Source organism: Mesorhizobium xinjiangense, assembly GCF_009749525.1.
GTDB lineage: Bacteria > Pseudomonadota > Alphaproteobacteria > Rhizobiales > Rhizobiaceae > Mangrovimarina > Mangrovimarina xinjiangensis.
Map to the genome: position 1 here is coordinate 42,981 of NZ_WOAC01000007.1, position 20,318 is coordinate 63,298.

Annotated in this window: 19 protein-coding genes; 6 read left to right on the plus strand and 13 right to left on the minus strand. The window is 64.0% G+C overall.

What is annotated here, in order from left to right:
* Nucleotides 1–22: 22 nt before the first annotated feature.
* The 6 genes from GM909_RS09495 to GM909_RS09520 all read right to left on the minus strand — a co-directional run bounded on the left by GM909_RS09495 (nt 23) and on the right by GM909_RS09520 (nt 4,766).
* On the minus strand, nt 23–994 hold the full coding sequence (locus tag GM909_RS09495; RefSeq protein WP_157016144.1) for a methyltetrahydrofolate cobalamin methyltransferase: 972 nt from the start codon (nt 992–994) through the stop codon (nt 23–25).
* 65 nt (nt 995–1,059) lie between these two features.
* Nucleotides 1,060–2,148, minus strand: coding sequence for a methylenetetrahydrofolate reductase (locus GM909_RS09500; RefSeq protein ID WP_157016145.1), 1,089 nt, complete (start codon nt 2,146–2,148; stop codon nt 1,060–1,062).
* The gene (locus GM909_RS09505; RefSeq protein ID WP_157016146.1) at nt 2,145–2,732 is read right to left on the minus strand and encodes a methylenetetrahydrofolate reductase C-terminal domain-containing protein; all 588 of its coding nucleotides are present in this window, start codon (nt 2,730–2,732) and stop codon (nt 2,145–2,147) included. The genes GM909_RS09500 and GM909_RS09505 overlap by 4 nt, the downstream gene beginning before the upstream one ends.
* Nucleotides 2,725–3,027 (minus strand): virulence factor, encoded by a 303-nt coding sequence (locus GM909_RS09510; protein WP_157016147.1) that lies wholly within the window; start codon nt 3,025–3,027, stop codon nt 2,725–2,727. The genes GM909_RS09505 and GM909_RS09510 overlap by 8 nt, the downstream gene beginning before the upstream one ends.
* A 143-nt stretch (nt 3,028–3,170) precedes the next feature.
* Nucleotides 3,171–3,830, minus strand: coding sequence for an exopolysaccharide biosynthesis protein (locus GM909_RS09515; protein WP_157016148.1), 660 nt, complete (start codon nt 3,828–3,830; stop codon nt 3,171–3,173).
* Nucleotides 3,831–4,142: 312 nt separating this feature from the next.
* Nucleotides 4,143–4,766: a DUF1638 domain-containing protein gene (locus GM909_RS09520; RefSeq protein ID WP_157016149.1), complete on the minus strand. Its 624-nt coding sequence runs from the start codon at nt 4,764–4,766 to the stop codon at nt 4,143–4,145.
* 66 nt (nt 4,767–4,832) lie between these two features.
* Here GM909_RS09520 and GM909_RS09525 point away from each other — a divergent pair, with 66 nt between their 5' ends.
* Nucleotides 4,833–4,967, plus strand: a complete 135-nt coding sequence (locus tag GM909_RS09525) for an EncA/B family entericidin (protein WP_157016150.1) — start codon at nt 4,833–4,835, stop codon at nt 4,965–4,967.
* A 142-nt stretch (nt 4,968–5,109) separates the two neighbouring features.
* Here the strand turns inward: GM909_RS09525 and GM909_RS09530 are convergent, their stop codons facing one another.
* Nucleotides 5,110–5,811: a corrinoid protein gene (locus GM909_RS09530; protein WP_157016151.1), complete on the minus strand. Its 702-nt coding sequence runs from the start codon at nt 5,809–5,811 to the stop codon at nt 5,110–5,112.
* A 281-nt stretch (nt 5,812–6,092) separates the two neighbouring features.
* Between GM909_RS09530 and GM909_RS09535 the strand changes: the two genes are divergently transcribed.
* Nucleotides 6,093–7,667, plus strand: a complete 1,575-nt coding sequence (locus GM909_RS09535) for a trimethylamine methyltransferase family protein (protein WP_157016152.1) — start codon at nt 6,093–6,095, stop codon at nt 7,665–7,667.
* Between the two features lie 167 nt (nt 7,668–7,834).
* A complete protein-coding gene (locus tag GM909_RS09540; RefSeq protein ID WP_157016153.1) occupies nt 7,835–8,467 on the plus strand; it encodes a LysE family translocator in 633 nt (210 codons plus the stop codon).
* A gap of 34 nt (nt 8,468–8,501) precedes the next feature.
* Here the strand turns inward: GM909_RS09540 and GM909_RS09545 are convergent, their stop codons facing one another.
* Nucleotides 8,502–10,301: an adenylate/guanylate cyclase domain-containing protein gene (locus GM909_RS09545; RefSeq protein WP_157016154.1), complete on the minus strand. Its 1,800-nt coding sequence runs from the start codon at nt 10,299–10,301 to the stop codon at nt 8,502–8,504.
* Between the two features lie 353 nt (nt 10,302–10,654).
* Complete coding sequence (bmt, locus tag GM909_RS09550) at nt 10,655–11,674, minus strand: betaine--homocysteine S-methyltransferase (protein WP_157016155.1); 1,020 nt, start codon at nt 11,672–11,674, stop codon at nt 10,655–10,657.
* Between the two features lie 154 nt (nt 11,675–11,828).
* On the opposite strand from bmt, the gene GM909_RS09555 reads away from it, so the two are divergent.
* On the plus strand, nt 11,829–12,266 hold the full coding sequence (locus tag GM909_RS09555) for a YybH family protein (RefSeq protein ID WP_198174190.1): 438 nt from the start codon (nt 11,829–11,831) through the stop codon (nt 12,264–12,266).
* A gap of 4 nt (nt 12,267–12,270) precedes the next feature.
* Here GM909_RS09555 and GM909_RS09560 read toward each other — a convergent pair whose 3' ends face one another.
* Nucleotides 12,271–13,113 carry a helix-turn-helix domain-containing protein gene (locus GM909_RS09560; RefSeq protein ID WP_157016157.1) on the minus strand — a complete coding sequence of 281 codons (843 nt, stop codon included), beginning with the start codon at nt 13,111–13,113 and terminating at the stop codon, nt 12,271–12,273.
* Nucleotides 13,114–13,369: 256 nt separating this feature from the next.
* Here GM909_RS09560 and GM909_RS09565 point away from each other — a divergent pair, with 256 nt between their 5' ends.
* On the plus strand, nt 13,370–14,329 hold the full coding sequence (locus tag GM909_RS09565) for a fatty acid desaturase (RefSeq protein WP_157016158.1): 960 nt from the start codon (nt 13,370–13,372) through the stop codon (nt 14,327–14,329).
* Nucleotides 14,330–14,373: 44 nt separating this feature from the next.
* Nucleotides 14,374–15,165 (plus strand): phosphate/phosphite/phosphonate ABC transporter substrate-binding protein, encoded by a 792-nt coding sequence (locus tag GM909_RS09570; protein ID WP_157016159.1) that lies wholly within the window; start codon nt 14,374–14,376, stop codon nt 15,163–15,165.
* Between the two features lie 31 nt (nt 15,166–15,196).
* Here GM909_RS09570 and GM909_RS09575 read toward each other — a convergent pair whose 3' ends face one another.
* From GM909_RS09575 to GM909_RS09585, 3 genes are all read right to left on the minus strand, one after another.
* On the minus strand, nt 15,197–16,219 hold the full coding sequence (locus tag GM909_RS09575; RefSeq protein ID WP_157016160.1) for a purine-nucleoside phosphorylase: 1,023 nt from the start codon (nt 16,217–16,219) through the stop codon (nt 15,197–15,199).
* Nucleotides 16,220–16,450: 231 nt separating this feature from the next.
* A complete protein-coding gene (locus GM909_RS09580; protein ID WP_157016161.1) occupies nt 16,451–19,015 on the minus strand; it encodes a GcvT family protein in 2,565 nt (854 codons plus the stop codon).
* Nucleotides 19,016–19,051: 36 nt separating this feature from the next.
* Entirely contained in the window at nt 19,052–20,308 is a 1,257-nt protein-coding gene (locus tag GM909_RS09585) for a M24 family metallopeptidase (protein WP_157016162.1), read from the minus strand.
* Nucleotides 20,309–20,318 lie beyond the last annotated feature (10 nt).

Below are 20,318 nucleotides of genomic sequence, written 5' to 3' on the forward strand. Positions count from 1 at the left end.
ATGGCCATCGCGTGGACGGGGCCTAACCCCGCGCCAGCCGCGCCTCCCTGCCACCGCGCCGCCGCCCGCCTGCGGCAGTCGCTCCGCCCGGCGTGTTGACCGCTGCGGATGCCGCCGGCTGTCCGGGCGCGGCCGGCTTGTGGTCCTTGTAGGTCTTGATCCAGGTCATGCAGTCCCTGTCCGTGCCGGCCAGCACATTGGCTGCGCGCACGGCCTCCATTTCCTGGGGACGGCAGGGGTTCATGATGGCGCTCGTCATGCCGGCGCCGATCACCATCGGGATGAAGGCGGCATTGATGCCGTGGCGATGCGGCAGACCGAAGGAGACGTTTGAAAGGCCGCAGGTGGTGTTGACCTTGAGCTCCTCGCGCAGGCGGCGCAGCAGCGCAAAGACCTGACGACCGGCGTCGCCCAGCGCGCCGATCGGCATGACAAGGGGATCGACGACGATGTCGTGGGGCGCGATGCCGTGGTCGGCGGCCCGCTCGACGATCTTTTTTGCGACGGCGAAGCGCACGTCGGGATCCATGGAAATTCCGGTTTCGTCGTTCGAGATCGCCACCACCGGCACGTCGTATTTCTTCACCAGCGGCAGGATCGCCTCGAGCTTCTCCTCTTCGCCGGTGACCGAATTGACCAGCGGGCGCCCCTTGGCAACCTTCAGCGCCGCCTCGATCGCCGCGGTGACCGAGCTGTCGATCGAAAGGGGCACGTCGACCAGGCCCTGGACGATCTCCAGCGTCTGGACGAGAAGGCCGGGCTCCGTGGCGTTCGGGTCGACCGCGGTCACCCCGGCATTGACGTCGAGCATTGTCGCGCCGGCCGCGACCTGGTCGAGCGCATCCTGTTTCACCGTCTCGAAATTGCCTTCGATCATCTCGGCCGCCAGCTTCTTGCGCCCGGTCGGATTGATGCGTTCCCCGATCACGCAGAAGGACCGATCAAAGCCGATAACGACTTCCCTGGTTGCGGAGGCGACGATGGTGCGGGTCATTCAATATTCTCCGAATTTGGTCTTCGGCCGCGCGGCCGTTGCGTGTCGTGGTGTCGTCGTCAGGGTCAATGCGCCGCCTGCTTGACCATGTCGACGGGTGACTGGGCTTCTTCGTCATGCAGGATGTGGTCGAGCTTCTCGGCCACCAGCACGTCGTCGGGGCGGAACTCGCGTCGCCATGGCTGACGCCCCTTCAAGACGCCGGATTCGGCGACGATCTCGGCGACGAACTCTTCCTGTCTGTAGGCCATCACGTGGATTCCGGAGACGCCTCCGATCTCCTTGACCTCGTTGATGATGTCGATGCAGAGCCGCTTGCCTTCCTTCTTCTGGTCCTGTGCGCCTTCCAGCCGCTCGACCACGGAGTCGGGAATGTGAACGCCGGGCACGTTGGCGCGCATCCAGCGTGCGGTGCGCGCCGAGGCCAGCGGGCCGACGCCGCACAGAATAAAACATTGCTCGGCCAGGCCGAGATCGCGCACCCGCTGCATGTAATCGCGGAACATCGGCACGTCGTAGCAATACTGGCTTTGAACGAACTGGGCGCCGGCGGCGATCTTCTTGGCCAGGCGGTGGGGGCGGAAATCGAAGGGTGGGGCGAACGGATTGATGGCCGCACCCAAAAAGACCTCCGGCGGCGTCGTCAGCTTGCGCCCGGACAGGAACTTGCCGTTGTCGCGCATGATGCGCACGGTTTCCATAAGCGACATGCAGTCGAGATCGAAGACCGGCTTGGCGCCGGGCTGGTCGCCGGCCTGCACGCCGTCGCCGGTCAGGCACAAGATGTTGGAGACCCCCATGGCCGCCGCACCCAGAACATCGCCCTGGATGGCGATGCGGTTCCGGTCTCGGCAGGAGATCTGCATGATCGTGGCAATGCCCATGCGGGTCAGGAGAGCACAGATGCCGACCGACGACATATGGCAGTTGGCGCCCGAGGCGTCGACCGCATTGATGCCGTCGACCCACCCCTCGAAGACCGCGGCACGCTCGAAGACGTCCTGCGCGTTGGCGCTGTCGGGCGGATTGAGTTCGGCCGTGACGGCGAATTCGCCGCGTCGGAGCACGCGTTCGAGCCTGCCGCGCGAGGAATGGCCCGGCAGCGGCTCGAGCGGCAGATCGACGCCGGCCGGATTGACGTCGCCCGGGGTCATGCGGCCTCCTTCCGGCCATGCTCTTTCTGGGCGGCGGCTTCGGCTGTTGCCCGCAACCAGGCCGAGGTCTCGCGCAGTGACTGGTCGACCGGCTTCTGGACGTCGAAGATGGCATCGTCGGCGATCATCTGGCGCGAACCGGTCCACGCCTGGACCCACACGCAGGGCATGTCCGGCTCGACCTCGCAATTGCCATTCGCGCGCACGCCGCCGCAGGGGCCGTTGCGCAATTGCTTGGGGCAGTTCATCGGACAGGACATGCCGGTCGACGACAAAATGCATTGCCCGCACATGCGGCAGTCGAACAGAAAGCCCTTCACATGGCGCTCGACGAACTTGACGGGGCGTTCAGCACGCTCGTAGCCGACGGCCTTCCAGAAGGGGTGCAAGAGCAGAAAGATGCTGGCGAAACGCGCGTAAAGCCATTCGAGGAAGCGCGAATGGCGAACCGACCACAGGCGGACGGTATAATGCGAACGCACGCGGCGTTGCGGCGAGACGTCGGCCGGATTGTAGGCGCTCTTGTTGGCCGCGGCTTCCTTGACCCGCATTGCCTGGGTGACGACCGGACGTTTGTCAGACATTGTCCCGTCCGCCTGCCTTGACCAGGGCGATGAGCCGTTGGCGGTCATACCTGTCGTCGAGCGCGCTCACCGCACGGTCGGCTTCGGCTTCGATATCGTCGCCGACGGCGACCGGCCGGGCCCTGCGCCATTCGGCCAGATAGGCATCGCTGTCGGCCGCGCCGGAGCGCATGGCGCACATGTCGATCGCCTCGATGAAACGCACGGGCAGTTCGCGCTTGGCGCTGGCGCGTCCACGTTTGACGATGACCTGGGCGGGTATGTCGCGCCAGTAGACGACGATCAGGTCGGCCATCGGCCATCTCCTCGGTTGCCTTGACCGAGCATTGCCGCATTGCCGCGCGGCTCGCTTGTTATGAGACGACGCGGGGGCATTCAAAAGCGACGTTGCGGACACCGCGAAAGGACAATCGGCGGTGTTTCGCCGGCGTCAGCCTGCTACCAGTGGAATATGCCCATGTGCTGCCACAGGAAATGCAGGATCGCGCCGGCCGAAAGGACGACGGCGGCGATGATGGCAAGCGAAATGACGCCGAGGGTCACGCCAATGGCGAAGAGGATGCCGTCGCGCTCCGAAAGGGCGAGCCCGACAAGCGCCGAGGCGAAGGCCGGCAGCCAGTTGCCGAGCGGCACGGGCAGGACCACCGCGATCGCCAGCACCAGGGCGATGGCGCCGATGATTCGGTCGCCCTGCCGGCGCCAGAAGGGCCAGTAGCGCGGCCGGATGAGCCGTTCGAGAAGGCGCAGGCGCGGCACGAGGCGGTCGGCAAGACCGCGGAACTGTTCCGCACTCAGCGACTTGCGCATGAGAAAGCGCGGCAGCCACGCGGTGCGTTTGCCGTAGACCATCTGGGCCGAGACGATCACCAGCGGCAGGCCGAGGAGGACGGAGGCGCCGGGCGGCAGCGGCAGCAGGTTGAAGGAGGCGAAGAAGACGAGCAGGGCGGCGAAGCTGCGATCGCCCAATGCGTCACGTATGGCGCCGATCGTCACCGGCCCGGTGGCTTCGCAGGCCATCAGCGTCAGGACTTCGGAGAGATGGCGCGGCCGCCGCCGCCGAACGGGCACCGGAACGATCGTTTCGTTGACTTTGTCCATATCCGAGCTTGCCGTCGGCCGCCTCCTCGTCCCGCTGCGATCGGCCGTATTGTCTCTCGCTCTTGCCGCCGTGGGCGATCCCTGTGGCGGGACTTCGGCGGGTCGGGGAGACTGAGCTTCGATTGTCATGCGGATATGGTGCGCTTAGCGAGAGACGGGAGGATTATCGAGCCCGCAATCGTGATGACGGTGGCCGGACCCGACGTTCATGCGATATGCAGGCGATTCGGCTTGCCGGCAGAGTCCTGCGCAAAGAGTTGGACGCTTTCATGGTGGTTATTTGAGCACTGGTGTCCGGCGGTTCCGATTCACTCAGTCAGATACGGTCTGCCGCATCGCCGTTTCGAGTTCGCCATAGCCGGTGAATCGGCGCTCATAGGCCAGCCCGAGCATCCCGGCGGCGTCTTCGGCCACCTTGTCGAGATCGCGATCGTCGGTCTGGGCGAGATAGACCAGTTTTTCGTAGTTGCCGAAATAGTCCTGGGCCAGTTCGGGGTGCCGATCGAGGCCCAGCGGCTTCATGAAGAAGGCGTCGAAATGCCGGCACAGGAAATCGGTCATATAGAAGGCGGTCATGTCCTCGTCCGCAATCCGCGCGAAGGCCGCGTTGCCCTGGTAGAAGGCAAAGCAATGCGGACCGTCGATGCGAGCCACGCCGTGCCTGTCGCACACGCGATCGAGGCCGCCGCCGGTGCCGCAGTCACCATAGCCGACGAAAATGCTGCCATAGCCCGCCGCTTTCGCCTCGACGATCGCCTTGTCGAGGGCCGCGGGGATTCGGTCCGGATAATAGTGAAGTTCGGCCGGCAGGCATGTCAGTTCGAGATGGCCGAGCCCGAGCCGCGTCTTTATGGCGAGGATCTCGCGCGCCAGCATGCCGCAGGCGATCACCAACATCTTGTCGCCTCGCTGGCCAGTTGCTATGCGCGGTGTCATAATTCACGCTCCTGGCGGGACCACATCACAAGTGCCCAATAGGAATCCAATGCGGAGTGCCCCGAAATGAAACTTGCCCGCCTTGTCCCGGTGCTGTTCGTCGTCCTGGCGATCGGTGTCACCGCATGTGCCAATACGGTGCGCGGGATCGGCCGCGACGTCAACGAGACCGCAGACGCGATCGGCGACTCCATCAACTAGAGCAATTCCAGGAGAAGTGGAAACCGGTTCTCCGTTCGGAATTGCGTCGAATCAAAAGGTTAGATCGGCGAACCGATTCCGTGAAAAGGTTGGCCGATCTAGGGGGCGGTCCGACGGCCACCCCGTCATCGCATGCGGCATCTCAGGATGCGGCGGCACGCATATTGTGCTTGCGTTTGACGAAATCCTTGGCGATCTCCACGGTGACGGCGGCGTCGCGGCAATAGGCGTCGGCCCCGACGGCCCGTCCGAACTCCTCGTTCAGCGGCGCTCCGCCAACGAGCACGATATAGTCGTCGCGAATGCCCTTTTCCTTCATCGTGTCGATGACGACTTTCATGTAGGGCATGGTGGTGGTCAGAAGCGCCGACATGCCCAGAATGTCGGGCTTTTCGGTCTCCAGCGCCTCGAGATATTTCTCGACCGGATTGTTGATGCCGAGATCGACGACGTCGAAGCCGGCGCCTTCCATCATCATGCCGACAAGGTTCTTGCCGATGTCGTGGATGTCGCCCTTGACCGTTCCGATCACCATCTTACCCTGCTTCGGCGCGCCGGTGGCGGCGAGAAGCGGGCGCAATATGGCCATGCCGGCCTTCATCGCATTGGCCGACAGCAACACCTCCGGCACGAAAAGGATGCCGTCGCGGAAATCCTCGCCGACGATGCGCATGCCTTCGACCAGCGCCTCGGTCAGCACCCTGTAGGGCATCCAGCCCCGATCGAGCAGGATCCGCGTTCCTTCTTCGATCTCCTCCCTCAAGCCGTCGTAAAGGTCGTCGTGCATCTGCTGCACGAGTTCCTCGTCGGAGAGTTCGGACAAGATGATTTCGTCGTCGGACATCGTGGGCCCCACATGCTGCTCGGAGGCCTTTTTCGACCTCCCATTCTTCGCTAATTAACCAGCAAGACCGGGTCGATTCATAGCCGATTTGCGACGCTGTGCATGACGAAAACGACTGCGATTTTCGCGTCTTTGGTGTCGATTTTGCGACAGGTCTTGGCGTTTGCAAGACTGTTTCGCATGGGCCAACGGCTACGATCCGAGGAGGATTCCAGCCATGGCCCGCCGACCGGAAAAGGCCGGCAATTGACTGGATCGCAACGCATTTCGGGATGACGATGATGGGCGAGAATCTGGCAGTCGACGGGCAAGCCGGCACGGGTCGGCGTGGACGCAGCGAGCGCGGTGGAGCGTCGGCGCGCAGGGTGGCGCGCGGCGGCGGCGGGCCGGGCGCGCAACAGACCTATATCCGGCGCAGAATCAAGCCCTATGAGGTGCTGGACGAGGAGAGCCTGAGCCTCATCGAGACCAATGCCGATCGGGTTCTGGAAGAGATCGGCATCGAGTTTCGCGACGATGCCGAGGCGCTCCAGCTGTGGAAGGACGCCGGCGCCGATGTGCGCGGCGAGCGGGTGCATTTCCCAAAAGGTCTGTGCCGGGAGCTGTTGAAGACGGCACCATCGCAATTCATTCAGCAGGCGCGCAATTCCGAGCGCTCGGTGCAGATCGGCGGCGACGCGACCGTCTTCGCGCCGGTCTACGGTCCGCCCTTCGTGCGCGATCTCGACGGCAACCGGCGCTATGCCACGATCGAGGATTTCCGCAATCTCGTGCGGCTCGCCTACAGGGCGCCGTCGATCCATCATTCCGGCGGCACGGTGTGCGAGCCGGTCGACGTTCCCGTCAACAAGCGCCATCTCGACATGGTGCTCGCGCATATGACGCTGTCGGACAAGCCCTTCATGGGTTCGGTGACGGCGCCGGAGCGCGCCGAGGACACGGTGGAGATGTGCAGGATCCTCTTCGGTGAAAAATTCGTCGACGAGAACACCGTCCTCATCAACCTCATCAACGCCAATTCGCCGATGGTCTTCGACGAGACCATGCTCGGGGCGGCCAAGGTCTATGCGCGCAACAACCAGGCGACGATCATCACGCCCTTCATCCTTGCCGGCGCGATGAGCCCGGTGACGGTCGCCGGTACGCTGACGCAGGTGCTGGCCGAGGTGCTGGCGGGCGCGGCCTTCACGCAGCTCGTGCGGCCGGGCGCGCCGGTGGTCTTCGGCACCTTCGCCTCGTCGATCTCGATGCAGTCGGGCGCGCCGACATTCGGCACGCCGGAGCCGGCGCTTGTTTCCTACGGTGCGGCCCAGCTCGCCCGCCGTCTCGGCCTGCCGTTCCGCACCGGCGGTTCGCTGTGCGCCTCCAAGACAACCGATGCCCAGGCCGCCTATGAAAGCGCCAACACGCTGAATTCGACGGTGCTGGCGGGCACGAATTTCGTCCTGCACGGGGCGGGCTGGCTGGAAGGCGGGCTCGTGTCCAGTTTCGACAAGTTCATCATGGACGTCGATCAGCTCGCCATGAGCCAGAAATTGGCCGAGGGCGTCGACCTGTCGGAAAACGGCCAGGCGATGGACGCCATCCGCGAGGTCGGGCCGGGCAGCCACTATCTGGGCTGCAGCCACACGCAGGCGAACTTTCAGACGGCTTTCTATCGCTCGATCATTGCCGACAACAATTCCTTCGAGCAATGGCAGGCCGAAGGCGAGAAGACCGCACCGCAAAGGGCCAACGAACTGGCGCGGCGCTGGCTGGAGAGCTACGAGGCGCCGCCGATCGATCCGGGCATCGCCGAGGGGCTGGAGGACTTCGTGGCGCGCAAGAAGGAGTCCATGCCCGACGCCTTCACGTGAAAGAAGCCCGAGGACGGCCGGGCTAAAGTGGCCGACATCATCCATAGCGAAGTCTGGCGCAGCGCCATGCGCGGACCGGGCTCGCGGTGATTCTTCACAAGCCCGTTGCAAGCTGACGACGGCAATGGTTGAGTCGTGACTTGGCTAAACCGCGCTCAAGGATGACCATGGACCCGGCCGTTTCGTTCCTCAGCGTCTTCGCCATATACATCCCGGCTCTGATCCTGCCGGGGCCGGACTTTATCGCGGTGGTTCGCGCCTCCATGATGCGCGGTACGGCCGCCGGCCTCATGACGACGGTCGGCGTTGCGATCGGGCTGGGGTTCTACGCCGCGGTCAGCATGCTGGGCCTGTCGGCGGTGCTGACCCAGTATGAGTGGCTGGCCTGGGCCGTCCGCGTCGCCGGCGGCTGCTACCTGATTTATCTCGGCATACGGCTGTTGATGACGAAGTCGGCCGAAATCGACATATCGCGCGAGGAAAGGGGAGTGCGGGGCAACGCGCTGCTGCTCGGCCTCTTCGTCACGCTGACCAATCCGAAAGCGATCGTACTGTTTGCCAGCGTGTTCGCCACATCCGTTACGGCCAGCACGCCCGGTTGGCTGATGGCGCTGATGATCGTCCTGGTCACGGGTTGCGCGCTCGCCTGGTATTCCTTCGTCAGCCTGTGCATGTCGTCGGGACCGGTCGTGCGGTCACTGTCGAGCGCCAAGCACTGGGTGGAGCGGGCGGCAGGCGTGTGCTTCGTGGGAATTGGAACGCGTATCCTGGCCGATAGCCGCAACCCGCTTTCGACCTGATCGCAAGGTGCCGTGAAAGCGCGCCGGCCGACCGCTATTTCGGCAGGCCGGCCTTGGTCAGTCCGGCGACGAAGTAGTCCCAGTCGCCGGGGTCCTTGTATGGAAGGACGCGGCTCTTCTGTTCCAGTGAATAGCCCGGATTGACCTGCATGACCTCGTCCCACAGGCGTCCGGCCTCTTCATCCTGGCCCTGATAACCGCAGCAGGAGGCGAGCATGACCCGGGCGATGTCGGTCTCGGGGTAGGCTTCGATGCGCTTTTTCAGATAGCGTTCCGCCGTCTCGAAATCGCCCTTCATGAAATAGGCGTGGCCGAGGAAATAGAGCCACATGCTCGAATGATGCGGGCTGTGCTTGATCGCCTTCTCGAGGCAGGTGATCGCGTGGTCGGGCTCATGCAGATAGACAAGCATGTTGCCCTTGACGGCAAGCAGTTCGGCGTCACCCGGCGACAGTTCCGATGCCTTCTTGAGCTCATCCCAGGCCGCCTCGATTTCGCGATTCCACAACAGGGCGACCGCCAGGGCGCGTCGGGCCAAGGCATCCTTGGGGCCGACTTCGACGGCCGTGCGCGCCATTTTTACGGCATATTCGAGTGTCTTGTCAGGGTCCTGTGTCCAATCGTTCGTGTAGGACATGATGTTGGCGAAGGCGAGACCCGAATAGGCGGGGCTGCATTTTGCATCGAGCGCCCTTGCCCGTTCAAACATTGCAGACGCCTCTTCCATGCCTGTGCGGCTGGCATGGGCGAGTAGGTGGTCGCGGCCGCGCAACACGAGGTCGTAGGCCTCGACATTGTGCGAGGGCGGACAGCTCAGCCGGTCCTTTTCCAGGAGGTCGAGGCGCACCTTCAATTCGTTCACGATACTGAGCGTGATCTCGTCCTGGATCTCGAAGATGTCCTCGAGCACGCGGTCATAGCGCTCGGCCCAGACATGGCCGCCGCTTGCGCCGTCGATGAGCTGGGCGGTGATGCGCAGCCGGTTGCCGGCCTTGCGCACGCTGCCTTCCAGAACGTGGCGCACGCCGAGCTCGCGTGCCACTTCCTTCACGTCGACGGCGCGCCCCTTGTAGGTGAAGGAGGAGTTGCGGGCGATGACGAACAGCCCCGACACCTTGGAGAGGTCGGTGATGATGTCCTCGGTGATGCCGTCGGAGAAATAGTCCTGCTCCGGATCGCCGCTCATATTGTTGAAGGGCAGGACAGCAATCGAGGGTGCGTCCGTGACGGTCGTCCGCCTGGCGCCCGAATCCGGCGCCGGATGCGTCCCGTCGACCCGCCAGCTATAGGTCCGGATCGGTTCGGAGATGTTCTTGACCATTTGCAGGCCGCTGTCATCGAATGAGAGGTCGAGCTTGTTGCTGACCTGGTCGTGAACGGTGGCGGACAGGCATATGCCGCCTGGCGGCGCCACGCCTTCCAGGCGGGCGGCGACGTTGACGCCGTCGCCATATATGTCGTCGCCCTCCAGGATGACGTCGCCGACATTGATGCCGATGCGCAGCAGCATGGCCGTTTCCGGCGGAAGATCCGCGCTCGCGCTTGCGATCTCTTTTTGCACCTCGATGGCATATTGCACGGCGTCGACGGCGCTTGGAAAATCGGCCAGCATGCCGTCGCCGGTCGACTTGACCATGCGGCCGCCATATTCGTCCAATTTGGGATCGACCAGTTCACGGCGCAGCCGCATCAGTCTTGCCAGCGTGTCGGTCTCGTCGGCCCGCATCATGCGGCTGTAGCCGACGACGTCGGCAACAAGGATGGCCGCGAGCCTGCGTTGCACGCGCGGCGGGCCGGCGTTGTCGGTCGTGACGTGATCGGCTTCATTCTGCATGGTGGCGGGACCGTTGATACGTTCCTTCGAGGAGAGGCCGCGCCCATTCGCTACCGATCGGGCTCGACATGCGCCGCCGCGGGCCTGGCTTCGAGCGGGGACGGCAAACGCCACCGGTATGTGGTCGCTGGCGACCGCTTTGCCAAGGGCACCATTGCGGTCTCCTGTCAAAAATGCGCGAGCACGGCTTTACATCTCATGCGCGAAGCCTTGCGCCACGCGGCATTGCAGCGCCTGCGGCGGCAGGGCGAAGTATATGCCTTTCCTGGTGAAAACGACATTGCCAGCTCAAGAGCGTCGGACAGGCGATCGCTTTCGCCTGCGAATCGGAACCTCCCTTAAAATCGACAATCTCAACGGCGTATCCGCCGTCGAGCGCTTCGCGTCGTGTCGGATCCACCGGGGCCGCTTTGATCCGCCGTCTTGTTGCGCAGCGGGCCGATTCGGGCGACGACGACGTCGATCGTCGGGCGGCTGCCCTTGACGTGCTCGTCGAGCGCCTGCCGCATTGCTTTGAGATGCGCGAAGGAGGTGCCGCAGCAGCCGCCGACGATTTTCGCTCCGGCGTCGGCGGCAAGTCGTGCGTAGTCGGCCATCAGTTCCGGTGTGCCGGAATAGCAGATCTCGGTGCCGTGGAATTCCGGAATGCCGCAATTGCCCTTGACGATCACGGTGGCGCCCGGTTCGGCCGCGGTGATATCGAGGAGCGAGGCCAGGATATCCGGCGCGCCGACGCCGCAATTGGCGCCAACGGCGAGGGGCGGGGCGGAAAGGCCGTCGGCGACGCTGTGTATGTCCTTCGGAGCCAGCCCCATCATGGAGCGCCCGGCCGTATCGAACGAGGCTGTGAAAGCGTAGGGCAGCCCCGCGTCGATCGCGGCCTCGGCCGCGGCGCGAATTTCGTCGCGAGCCGACATCGTCTCGATCCATACGACTTCCGCGCCGCCCGCCTTGAGCCCGGCGATCTGCTCGGCGAAGGCGACGACGGCGTCCTCGTAGGCAAGCGCGCCGAGCGGCGCGAGCAATTCGCCCGTCGGGCCGACGGAACCGGCCACGATGACCTTGCGCGATGCCTTGTCGGCCACCGCGCGGGCGATCTCTGCGGCGCGCCGGTTCAGTTCGAAGACCCGATCCTGGGCATCGTGGAGCTTGAGCCGATGGCGCGTGCCGCCGAAGGAATTGGTCAGGATGATGTCGGCGCCGGCATCGACGAAGCCCTGGTGCAAGGCTGCGATCTTTTCCGGCGCGGTCTCGTTCCACAATTCAGGCGCCTCGCCGGATTCCAGGCCCATGGAAAAGAGATTGGTGCCGGTGGCGCCGTCGGCCAGCAGCACGCCTCGTTCGGCAATCAGCGCGTCGATCGGATTTGCCATGACATTTGACCTGCAAGGGCGGAGGAACAGGAACAGCGATTAAAGATGGGCCGTCTGTCGCCGTCAATCGGCGCGGACAATGCGTGGCCCATGTCGGCTCGCCCGACGGTCATTCGTCCTTGGAGGACCAATGTCCGTCGCATGGAGAAACGACATGAAACGCGAAGAAATGCAAGGCGAAGTGCGGGCCGTTCTGGACACTATCAATGAAGCGATGCGCCGGCGGGACGCTGCCGGCGCGCTGTCGCAGCATGCCCGCGATGCGGTCGTCTACGACCTGGCGCCGCCGCTCGTCTCGGAGATCGGGACCGACGAGGCCAAGTTTCAAGGATGGATGGACACCTGGGACGGGCCGATCGAGCAGGACTGGCGCGATCTCAAAATCCATACCAATGGCGATTTGGCCATTTGCCACGGCCTTGTTCGAACCAAGGCTCGGCAAAAGACATCGGGTCAGGTGGTCATGTTCTGGGTCAGGTCGACACTCTGCCTTGTTAGGTCAAGCGGCCAATGGCAAATCGTCCATGACCATTCGTCCGTTCCATTCTACATGGACGGCAGCTTCCGCGCGGCGGTCGATCTCGAGCCGTGACGGGTTACCGGCAGCGTTCGGCGAGCGAGGCCGCATAGGCCGCCGTCTCGTGGGCGTTGACCTCGGCGGCACGGATCAGATTGTCGAAATGGCGGGCGAGCGTGCGGATGGTCGCGGTGGCATTGAGCACCAGATAGAGGTCGCCGACATAGATCGCGGCGCGGTAGGGCCCGAAGATCGTATAGGGGATCGAATAGCGCGCCCGTCCGTCATAGAGGTAGAGCCGAAAGGCCGGGTAGAGCTCTTCCAGCAGGCCGGCCATGTGCTCGAGCTGGGCGCGCCGCGCCTTGACGCCGAGGCCGGCCCAGATGCCGTTGCCATTGGCGAATATCTCCAGCGTATGGCGCGGCATGCAGACCTCCATGTCGGTTTCGGGTCTGCGGCTGTAATCGACGCGATACTGCGTCTCGTCGATCTGCGCCTCGCGGCTGCGGTTGGAGATGTCGGCCTCGTATTCGACCACCGCATCGGTGCGCAGGAGGTCGGGAATGCCGGCCGGCACATAGCGTATCTTGGTGCCGGCGGCCTCGGCGTGCCAGCGCGCCAGAAGGGTGCGTTCATAGCCGCCGGACCCTTCCTCGATCTCGACGCTGTCGCGGATTTCACCGGTCAGCACCTCGTCCTGGCTGAGGCCGAGCAGCCAGTCGAGCGACACTTTGTGCTTTTCGGCGATGTTGAGCAGCGTTTCGGCGCGCGGCAGCCGCGTCGACGTGCCGGAGAGGAGCTGCGAGAGCGCCGAGCGGTCGATGCCGACGCTCGTGGCAAAGGCCGACTGGTTGATTCCGGACCGCTCGAGCAGGAATCTCAGCCGCTCGCGGAAAAGTCCTGAAAGATCACGTTTGTCCATTTCGGTTCCTTCATCCGACATATGTGCCCATCGCAGAGGCATCGGGTAACGTGAACCTCATTTGTTTATAATAGAAAACACATTGCTTGCAAGTAGCGCAATGTAACCGAATTGTGCACGTTGTCTCATTGAGCGAGGCAAGTCCTCCTGACAGTATCGTGTCAGGAATCGTTCGATTCCGGGCACTTGCACGATTGACGAGATTATGAAGCCTCATTCGCGGGGTCGACGCCCCTTGAAAATCGAGTGGCCGACCATGGCCCTTATTGTCTTTTGCTATGGCGGCTGGGCCGCGGCCGGAGTCTATGTGTGGCCGCACTGGCCGGTTGTCGCCTGCCTGGCGCTCGGCGTGTTGCTGGCCCTGCAGTCCTCGCTCATGCACGAGGTGCTGCACGGGCACCCGACGCGCGATGCGCGCATCAACGAAGCGCTTGTTGGCCTGCCGATCGGGGTCTTCTATCCCTATCGCCGCTTCAAGCGCTTGCATCTGATGCATCATGCCGACGAGCGGCTGACGGATCCCTTCGAGGATCCCGAAAGCTATTACCGCGCGCTGTGGAAACATGAACAATATCCGAAGGCATTCGGGTTCCTTCTGCATGTCAACAATACCATGATCGGGCGACTGGTGCTCGGGCCGCTCCTGGGCACGGCGGGTTTCCTGCTGGGAGAACTGCGCCTCTTGCGTGCCGGCGATCCTGCCGTGCGCACGGCCTGGCTCATCCAGGGAGCGGGGCTGGTGGTGGTTGTCGCCATCGTCCATTTCGCCTTCGCCATGCCTTTCTGGCTCTACCTGGTGGGGCCTGTGTGGATCGGACAGGCACTGATATCCGTGCGCACATTTGCCGAGCACCAATGGTCTGAGCGGCCGGACGGGCGCACGATCATCGTCGAACGCTCGCCGCTGGCGCTCCTGTTTCTCAACAACAACCTGCACCTGGTCCATCACAAGGCACCGGGTGTGGCCTGGTATCGCCTGCCGCGATTGTTCCGCGAAAAGCGCCGGGAATGGGTGCGCATGAATGGCGGCTATATCTATCCGAACTACTTCGCATTGCTGCGCAGTTTCGCGCTCGAGCCCAAGGAACCGGTGATCCATCCGGTGTTGCGCCGGGCCCCGGAACCCGGCCGCGCCTTTCGCCCGCGCGTGCGTGCGCGCAGCGTCGGCGGACTGGCCGCTACCGCGCCCGTGCCGGCAAAGCCTGCCAAGGATTGAACCGGCATCTTGAAAATCGCCCCCATATCGGCTGAGTGGGCCCAATGAGCGATTATGTGGCCGCACTGCCCATGTATGATTTCCCGGAAGCCCGCGCCGAGACCGACGCGGAATGGGCGGGCCTGTGCGATCGCCTGCGCGCCGCCGGCATCGAGGCGCCGCAACGCCTGGCCCGCTGCAACGCCGACCTGCCGGCCGTGCCGGGCGGCATTCGCGATGCGGCCGGCAATGTCATCGCACCCGATCCGGCAACGCTGCCACTGGACGAACTCGATCTCTTCACGCTGTGGCGCCATCCCGCCCTCATTCTGGGCCAGACCTGCTGGGGGCCGCTCGAATCCGGCCTGATCGATCATGTCCGGGTCGTTGGCCAGCCGAACTATGACGCTTACGAGGGCGGGGCAGGGGCTCTCTATTCGAGCGCCATTGTCATGCGGAAGGGCGAGGCACCTGAGAAGCCCGTCGCCGCGCCGGCCGATGGGCGGGCGATGCTGCCGCTCGACCTGATGCGCGGGCGCCGGCTCGCCTTCAACGAACCGGCCTCCATGTCGGGCACGATCGCGCTGGAGCGCGATCTCCAGGCCGCCGGAGAGAGCGTTGCCGTGTTTTCCGAACGCATCGAGACCGGTGGTCACCGCGCATCTGTCGTCGCCGTTGCCGAGGGCAGGGCGGATCTGTGCGCGGTCGACTGCCGCACCTGGGACCTCATCAGGCGCTTCGAGCCGGCGTCAGAGAAGGTCGCGGTTGCCGGCTGGACGGCGCGGCGCAAGGGCCTGCCTTATATCGCCGCGTCGGGCCTGGCCGAGATGGTGCTGCCGGCCCTACGATTGGGTTGATCGCCGAGCCGGCAACGCCAGAGCGATGGCGTCAGTCGGCGGGAACGCCGTTTTCCCATTCGGCCCAATTCTCGATCACGGCTTGTGCCAGGACCGAACCGACGCGGTAGGCACTGGCGGTTGCCGGGCCGAAACCGCCGGAGTCGGCGGTCAGCGACTCGACCGCGCTCATCCCGTCGGGTTCGCGGTCGAAATTCGATGCCGTGCGCAAAAGCGCGACGCGGCTGAAATCAAGCAGCCCCGCATCGGCGCCGCGCCGCAGGGCGGTCAGCGTCGCGTTGTCCTCCATCTGCGTGGTGCAGTAATTGCCCTTGCCCTCGGTCAGCAGCGATACCCATTCGCCCATGCCCTCGGCGATGTCGGTGCCATGCCAGTAGGTGTCGGAGGAAAGCGTGTCGCAGATGCTGACTTCGGGGGCCGCGCCGGCCGGCGCTTCACCATAGGCCTGGCGATAGGCCTGCGCCTTCTCGCTATCGGCCAGTTCGACGTCCCTGGTCAGGGAGAAAGCCTTGTCCACCAGGGCTTCGTTGAGTTCGTAGACTTCTGTCCCCGAACCCCATTTCGGTTTTTCGCCCGGCTTTGCGGCGCCGAGCGCCACCACGCCATTCGGCCATTCGGCGGGAACCTGGCGCGGGTCGATTTCGTGCCGCAGCCCTCCGTCGATTGCGTAGCGCGCCCAATGGGCCGAACCGAGCGTGCCGTCGCTCGGGTCGACGCCCCCGATGCCGGCGATGAGAATATAGGTCTGCTCCAGGTCGTAGAGGCCGCTATAGACCAGGGCGGAAACGGAACTGGCGGCATTTGCGAAACCCATTGCCGTCGTCATCAGGCAGAGCCCGTCGGCGTTGCAGGCGACTTCGGGATAGTCCTTCGACAGGCCGGGCACGGCCGTTTTCGTCTCCAGCTTGCCATTTTCCAACCAGGGTTTGGCTTCCTCGCCGAACATGGTGATGACCAAGACCTTTGGCGCAAAAGGTTCGGCGAATGCCGGTGCCGACCAGACGGCGGAGCCGGCGGCCAGCGTGGCCAGGAGAGTGAAGGAGGTTTTGAGCATTCTGTCTCGATCCATTGCAAGCGGGAGATGGTGTCGCCCGAACGGGCGCGCTTGCCGACTATCCACCCGCGCGCCGGGATCGGCCATGGCTCACCCAACCTATCCACATCATTACTGCGTGGTCGTGACCTAGATCGGCTCACCGTTTCACGGAATCGGTTCGCCGATCTAACCTTTTGATTCGACGCAATTCCGGACGGAGAACCGGTTTCCACTTCTCCTGGAATTGCTCTAACCCCGCATCCTTTCTCCGGCCGGATCGAATGGTGGCTCGATATTGATACGGGCGGTCCGCCGCTGGCCGAGGATCTCGATCTCGAACAGGCGCTCGCTTTCGTTTTCGGCAAGCTCCGCCGGCACATAGGCCTGCGCCATCGATTTCTGCACATAATGGGCATAGCCGCCCGATGTCACCCAGCCGACGACGCGCCATTCGCCGTCGGTGATGCCATTTACGCTGCCGCCGCTGCTGCTGCCCGTCGTCTCCTTGCCGTCCGGGCCGAAGCGCGGGGCGCCGTAGCCGTGCGGGTTTTCGACCGTGCCGTAATCGGTGGCGGTCCTTGCCCAGACCGGTTCGTCGCCCATCACATCGGCGTCTTCGGCGTCGATGATGAAGGAGACGCGGCGCAGTTTTGGCCCTTCGGCCTGTTCCTTTGCGGCGGCCTGGCGGCCGATGAAATCGTTCTTGTCCAGCTTGACGAAGCGGTCCATCGCACCCTCGAAGGGCCCGTAGATGGGGCGCAATTCGCGGAACCAGGTGGGAAAGTTCTTTTCAAGCCGCATGGACAGAAGCGCACGCATGCCGAAATCGACGATGCCGAATTCGGCGCCGGCTTTCTTGATTGCCTCGTAGACGAGGCGTTGATAGGCGGGCGGCATCCAGATTTCGTAGCCGAGATCGCCCGTATAGGTGAGGCGGTTGACCATGCAGGGCGCGCCGGCGACAGCCATTTCGCGGAAATCCATGAAGCGGAAGGCTTCTTTCGAAACGTCGATATCGGCGAGCTTTTCGAGCACGGCGCGCGCTTTCGGCCCGGCGATGGAAAGGCCGACAAGCGTCTGGTCGAAGCGGTGGATGGAGACGGAGCCGTCTTCCGGCAGGTGCTTTTCGAACCAGCGCATGTGATAGATCTGCGCCGCCGAGGAACCCCAGATCATGAAGCGGTCTTCGCTGGCCTTCGCAATGGTGAAATCGCCGATCAGCTTGCCGGATTCATTGAGCATCGGGGTGAGCACGATGCGGCCCGTCTTCGGCATGCGGTTGGTCATCAGCCGGTTGAGGAAGGCTTCCGTGCCCGGGCCCGAGACCTCGTATTTGGCGAAATTGGCGATCTCGGTGATGCCGGCGCTTTCGCGCACGGCGCGCACTTCGTTGCCGACATGCTCGAAATCGTTGGAGCGGTGGAAGGAGACGATGTCCTTCGGCTCCGTGCCCTTTGGCGCGAACCAGAGCGGGGTTTCCAGGCCCCATGAATCGCCCATCACCGCATTGTTGTCGCGGGTCATGATGTCGTAGAGCGGCGTCGTCTGCGCGGGACGGGCGGCGGGCAGTTCCTCGTTGGGGAAGCGGATGGAGAATCGGCGCGAATAGTTTTCGCGCACCTTGGCGTTGGTGTAGCGCAGGCTCGCCCATTCGCCGAAGCGGGCAACATCCATGCCCCAGACATCGAATCCCGGATCGCCGTCCACCATCCAGTTGGCGAGCGCCAGCCCGACGCCGCCGCCCTGGGAAAAGCCCGCCATGACAGCGCAGGCACACCAGAAGTTGGTGAGGCCCTGGACAGGGCCGACCAGCGGGTTGCCGTCCGGTGCGAAGGTGAAGGGGCCGTTGATGACCTGCTTGATGCCGGCGTTTTCCAGTGCCGGGAAGTGGCGGAAGCCCACCTCCAGCGACGGCGCGATGCGGTCGATGTCCGGCTCCAGAAGCTCGTGGCCGAAATCCCACGGCGTTTGGCGCGACGACCATGGCCTTGCAGCCTTTTCATAGGTGCCGAGCAGGATGCCGTTGCGCTCCTGGCGGGTGTAGATCTCTCCCTTGAAGTCGATCACGCCGATCATCTCGCGGCCGGTGGCGCGGTTGAATTCCTCCACCTCCGGCATGGGTTCTGTAAGCAGATACATGTGCTCCATGGCAAGCAGCGGCAGCTCGAGCCCGACCATGCGGCCCACCTCGCGCGCCCACAGCCCGCCGCAATTGACCACATGCTCGGTTTTCACCGTGCCTTGCTCGGTGACGACGTTCCAGGTGCCGTCGGGCTCCTGGGTGAGGTCGGTGACGCGGTTGCGCAGCACGATTTCCGCGCCCAGCTTGCGCGCGGCCCGGGCATAGGCGTGAGTGGTGCCGGAAGAATCGAGATGGCCTTCCACGGGGTCCCACAGGGCACCGACGAAATGGCTTTCATCCATCAGCGGATACATCGCCTTGGCTTCGGAAGGCGTGATGAGCTCGGTCTCCATGCCGAGATAACGCCCCTTGGCGTGGGCGAGGCGCAGGAAGTCCATGCGCTCGGGGCTGTCGGCCAGCATGACGCCGCCGGTCAGGTGCAGGCCGCAGGATTGCCCGGAAAGCTCCTCGATCTCCTTGTAAAGCTGCACCGTATAGGCCTGCAGCCTGGCGACGTTGGGATCGCCGTTCAGCGTATGGAAGCCGCCGGCGGCGTGCCACGAGGAGCCGGAGGTGAGCTCCGAGCGCTCGATGAGCATGACGTCGCGCCAGCCGGCGCGGGCCAGGTGGTACAGCACCGAGCAGCCCACCACTCCACCGCCGATGACAACCGCTTTTGCATGAGATTTCATGGTCCTGTGTCCGCTTCTTGCTGCTTCACATGTGTTTTATGAAAGAAGGTTCGTCTCGAAAGGGAATTTTGAAAGAAGCTCGGTGCCGCTCTCGGTCACGAGCATCTGCTGTTCCAGCTTGACGCCCTGCGAACCGCCTTCCTCGCCGATATAGCTTTCTACGCACAGCGTCATGCCGGGCTCGATGGTCCCGTCATAGCCTGCATCGGGGAAATCGGCGCGGTGATAGAGATAGGGGTATTCGCCGGTCATGCCGCAGCCATGGGCCGACAGATAATAGCGATTGGCGAAATAGCGCTCGGGGATCGTCCAGGCCCGCTCGGCATAGTCGCGAAAGCTCATGCCCGGCCGGATGACCTGCATATTGTGCTCGACCTGCTCGAGCGCCGTTTTGTAGAGTGTCCTTTGCGCCTCGGTCGGCTTGCTGGGGCCGCAGTGGAAGGTGCGTGAAAAGTCCGAATAGTAGCCGTGGCAGCCGACCACATCGGTGTCGAGCGCGATCAGCTCGCCATCGGCGATGCGCTTCGGCCCGGTTTCCTGGAACCATGGATTGGTGCGCTGGCCCGAGGAGAGGAGGCGCGTTTCGCAATAATCGCCATTCTGGGCGATGACGGACCGATGCAGCACCGACCACAATTCGTTTTCGCTCAAGCCCGGCCGGATGGCATCGCGCAGCCGGGCAACGGCCGTTTCGGTGGCGCGCAGCGAAGCCTTGACGCATTTCATCTCTTCCGGCGACTTGATCGCCCGCGCCATCTCGGCCGGCTGCTGCGCGTCGACAATGCGAAAGCTTTCTGCGGCGAGTGCGATGGCCGCGCCGGCATTCATGCGCTCCAAGCCCACCGTGGCCTCCCGGCCCACCAGTTCGCGAAGCGTGGCGGCCATTTCCGCCGCCCAATCCCTTTCTCGTTCGGCAATGTTCGGCCCGGCGGCGACAAAGCTCGCCGTGCGGGCCGGGCGCACCTCGTCGATCGTCTCGAAACCGGCGGCCAGATGCATGCAGCCGGTGAATTCGTAGAGGATGGTGCGGTGTTCGGTGACGAGCAGGTAGCGTGACGGCGCGTTGCGCGCGGAAAAGACCTGCATGTTGCGCGTGCCGGTGGCGTAGCGGATGTCGACGGGGTCGGAAAGGATGACGGCGGCGATGGCGCGGCTCTTCATCTCGCCACGCAGCCTTGCCAGCCGGTACCGGCGAACCGCGCTCAGGTCGATGCCTTCGGACTCGGGCGCCCGGTCGAGCAGGGTAAGGTCTGAAAGGTCGCTACGCTCGGCGTGCCAGTCGAAATTCGCCATGGTGCCCAGC

Coding starts and splice junctions, on each gene's coding strand:
- GM909_RS09565 (WP_157016158.1), top strand. CDS start 13,370: ATGGCCCTTATTGTCTTTTGCTATGGCGGCTGGGCCGCGGCCGGAGTC.
- GM909_RS09495 (WP_157016144.1), bottom strand. CDS start 994: ATGACCCGCACCATCGTCGCCTCCGCAACCAGGGAAGTCGTTATCGGC.
- GM909_RS09570 (WP_157016159.1), top strand. CDS start 14,374: ATGAGCGATTATGTGGCCGCACTGCCCATGTATGATTTCCCGGAAGCC.
- GM909_RS09540 (WP_157016153.1), top strand. CDS start 7,835: ATGGACCCGGCCGTTTCGTTCCTCAGCGTCTTCGCCATATACATCCCG.
- GM909_RS09555 (WP_198174190.1), top strand. CDS start 11,829: ATGAAACGCGAAGAAATGCAAGGCGAAGTGCGGGCCGTTCTGGACACT.
- GM909_RS09560 (WP_157016157.1), bottom strand. CDS start 13,113: ATGGACAAACGTGATCTTTCAGGACTTTTCCGCGAGCGGCTGAGATTC.
- GM909_RS09505 (WP_157016146.1), bottom strand. CDS start 2,732: ATGTCTGACAAACGTCCGGTCGTCACCCAGGCAATGCGGGTCAAGGAA.
- GM909_RS09580 (WP_157016161.1), bottom strand. CDS start 19,015: ATGAAATCTCATGCAAAAGCGGTTGTCATCGGCGGTGGAGTGGTGGGC.
- GM909_RS09530 (WP_157016151.1), bottom strand. CDS start 5,811: ATGTCCGACGACGAAATCATCTTGTCCGAACTCTCCGACGAGGAACTC.
- GM909_RS09520 (WP_157016149.1), bottom strand. CDS start 4,766: ATGACACCGCGCATAGCAACTGGCCAGCGAGGCGACAAGATGTTGGTG.
- GM909_RS09500 (WP_157016145.1), bottom strand. CDS start 2,148: ATGACCCCGGGCGACGTCAATCCGGCCGGCGTCGATCTGCCGCTCGAG.
- GM909_RS09515 (WP_157016148.1), bottom strand. CDS start 3,830: ATGGACAAAGTCAACGAAACGATCGTTCCGGTGCCCGTTCGGCGGCGG.
- GM909_RS09545 (WP_157016154.1), bottom strand. CDS start 10,301: ATGCAGAATGAAGCCGATCACGTCACGACCGACAACGCCGGCCCGCCG.
- GM909_RS09525 (WP_157016150.1), top strand. CDS start 4,833: ATGAAACTTGCCCGCCTTGTCCCGGTGCTGTTCGTCGTCCTGGCGATC.
- GM909_RS09575 (WP_157016160.1), bottom strand. CDS start 16,219: ATGCTCAAAACCTCCTTCACTCTCCTGGCCACGCTGGCCGCCGGCTCC.
- GM909_RS09585 (WP_157016162.1), bottom strand. CDS start 20,308: ATGGCGAATTTCGACTGGCACGCCGAGCGTAGCGACCTTTCAGACCTT.
- GM909_RS09510 (WP_157016147.1), bottom strand. CDS start 3,027: ATGGCCGACCTGATCGTCGTCTACTGGCGCGACATACCCGCCCAGGTC.
- GM909_RS09535 (WP_157016152.1), top strand. CDS start 6,093: ATGGGCGAGAATCTGGCAGTCGACGGGCAAGCCGGCACGGGTCGGCGT.
- bmt (WP_157016155.1), bottom strand. CDS start 11,674: ATGGCAAATCCGATCGACGCGCTGATTGCCGAACGAGGCGTGCTGCTG.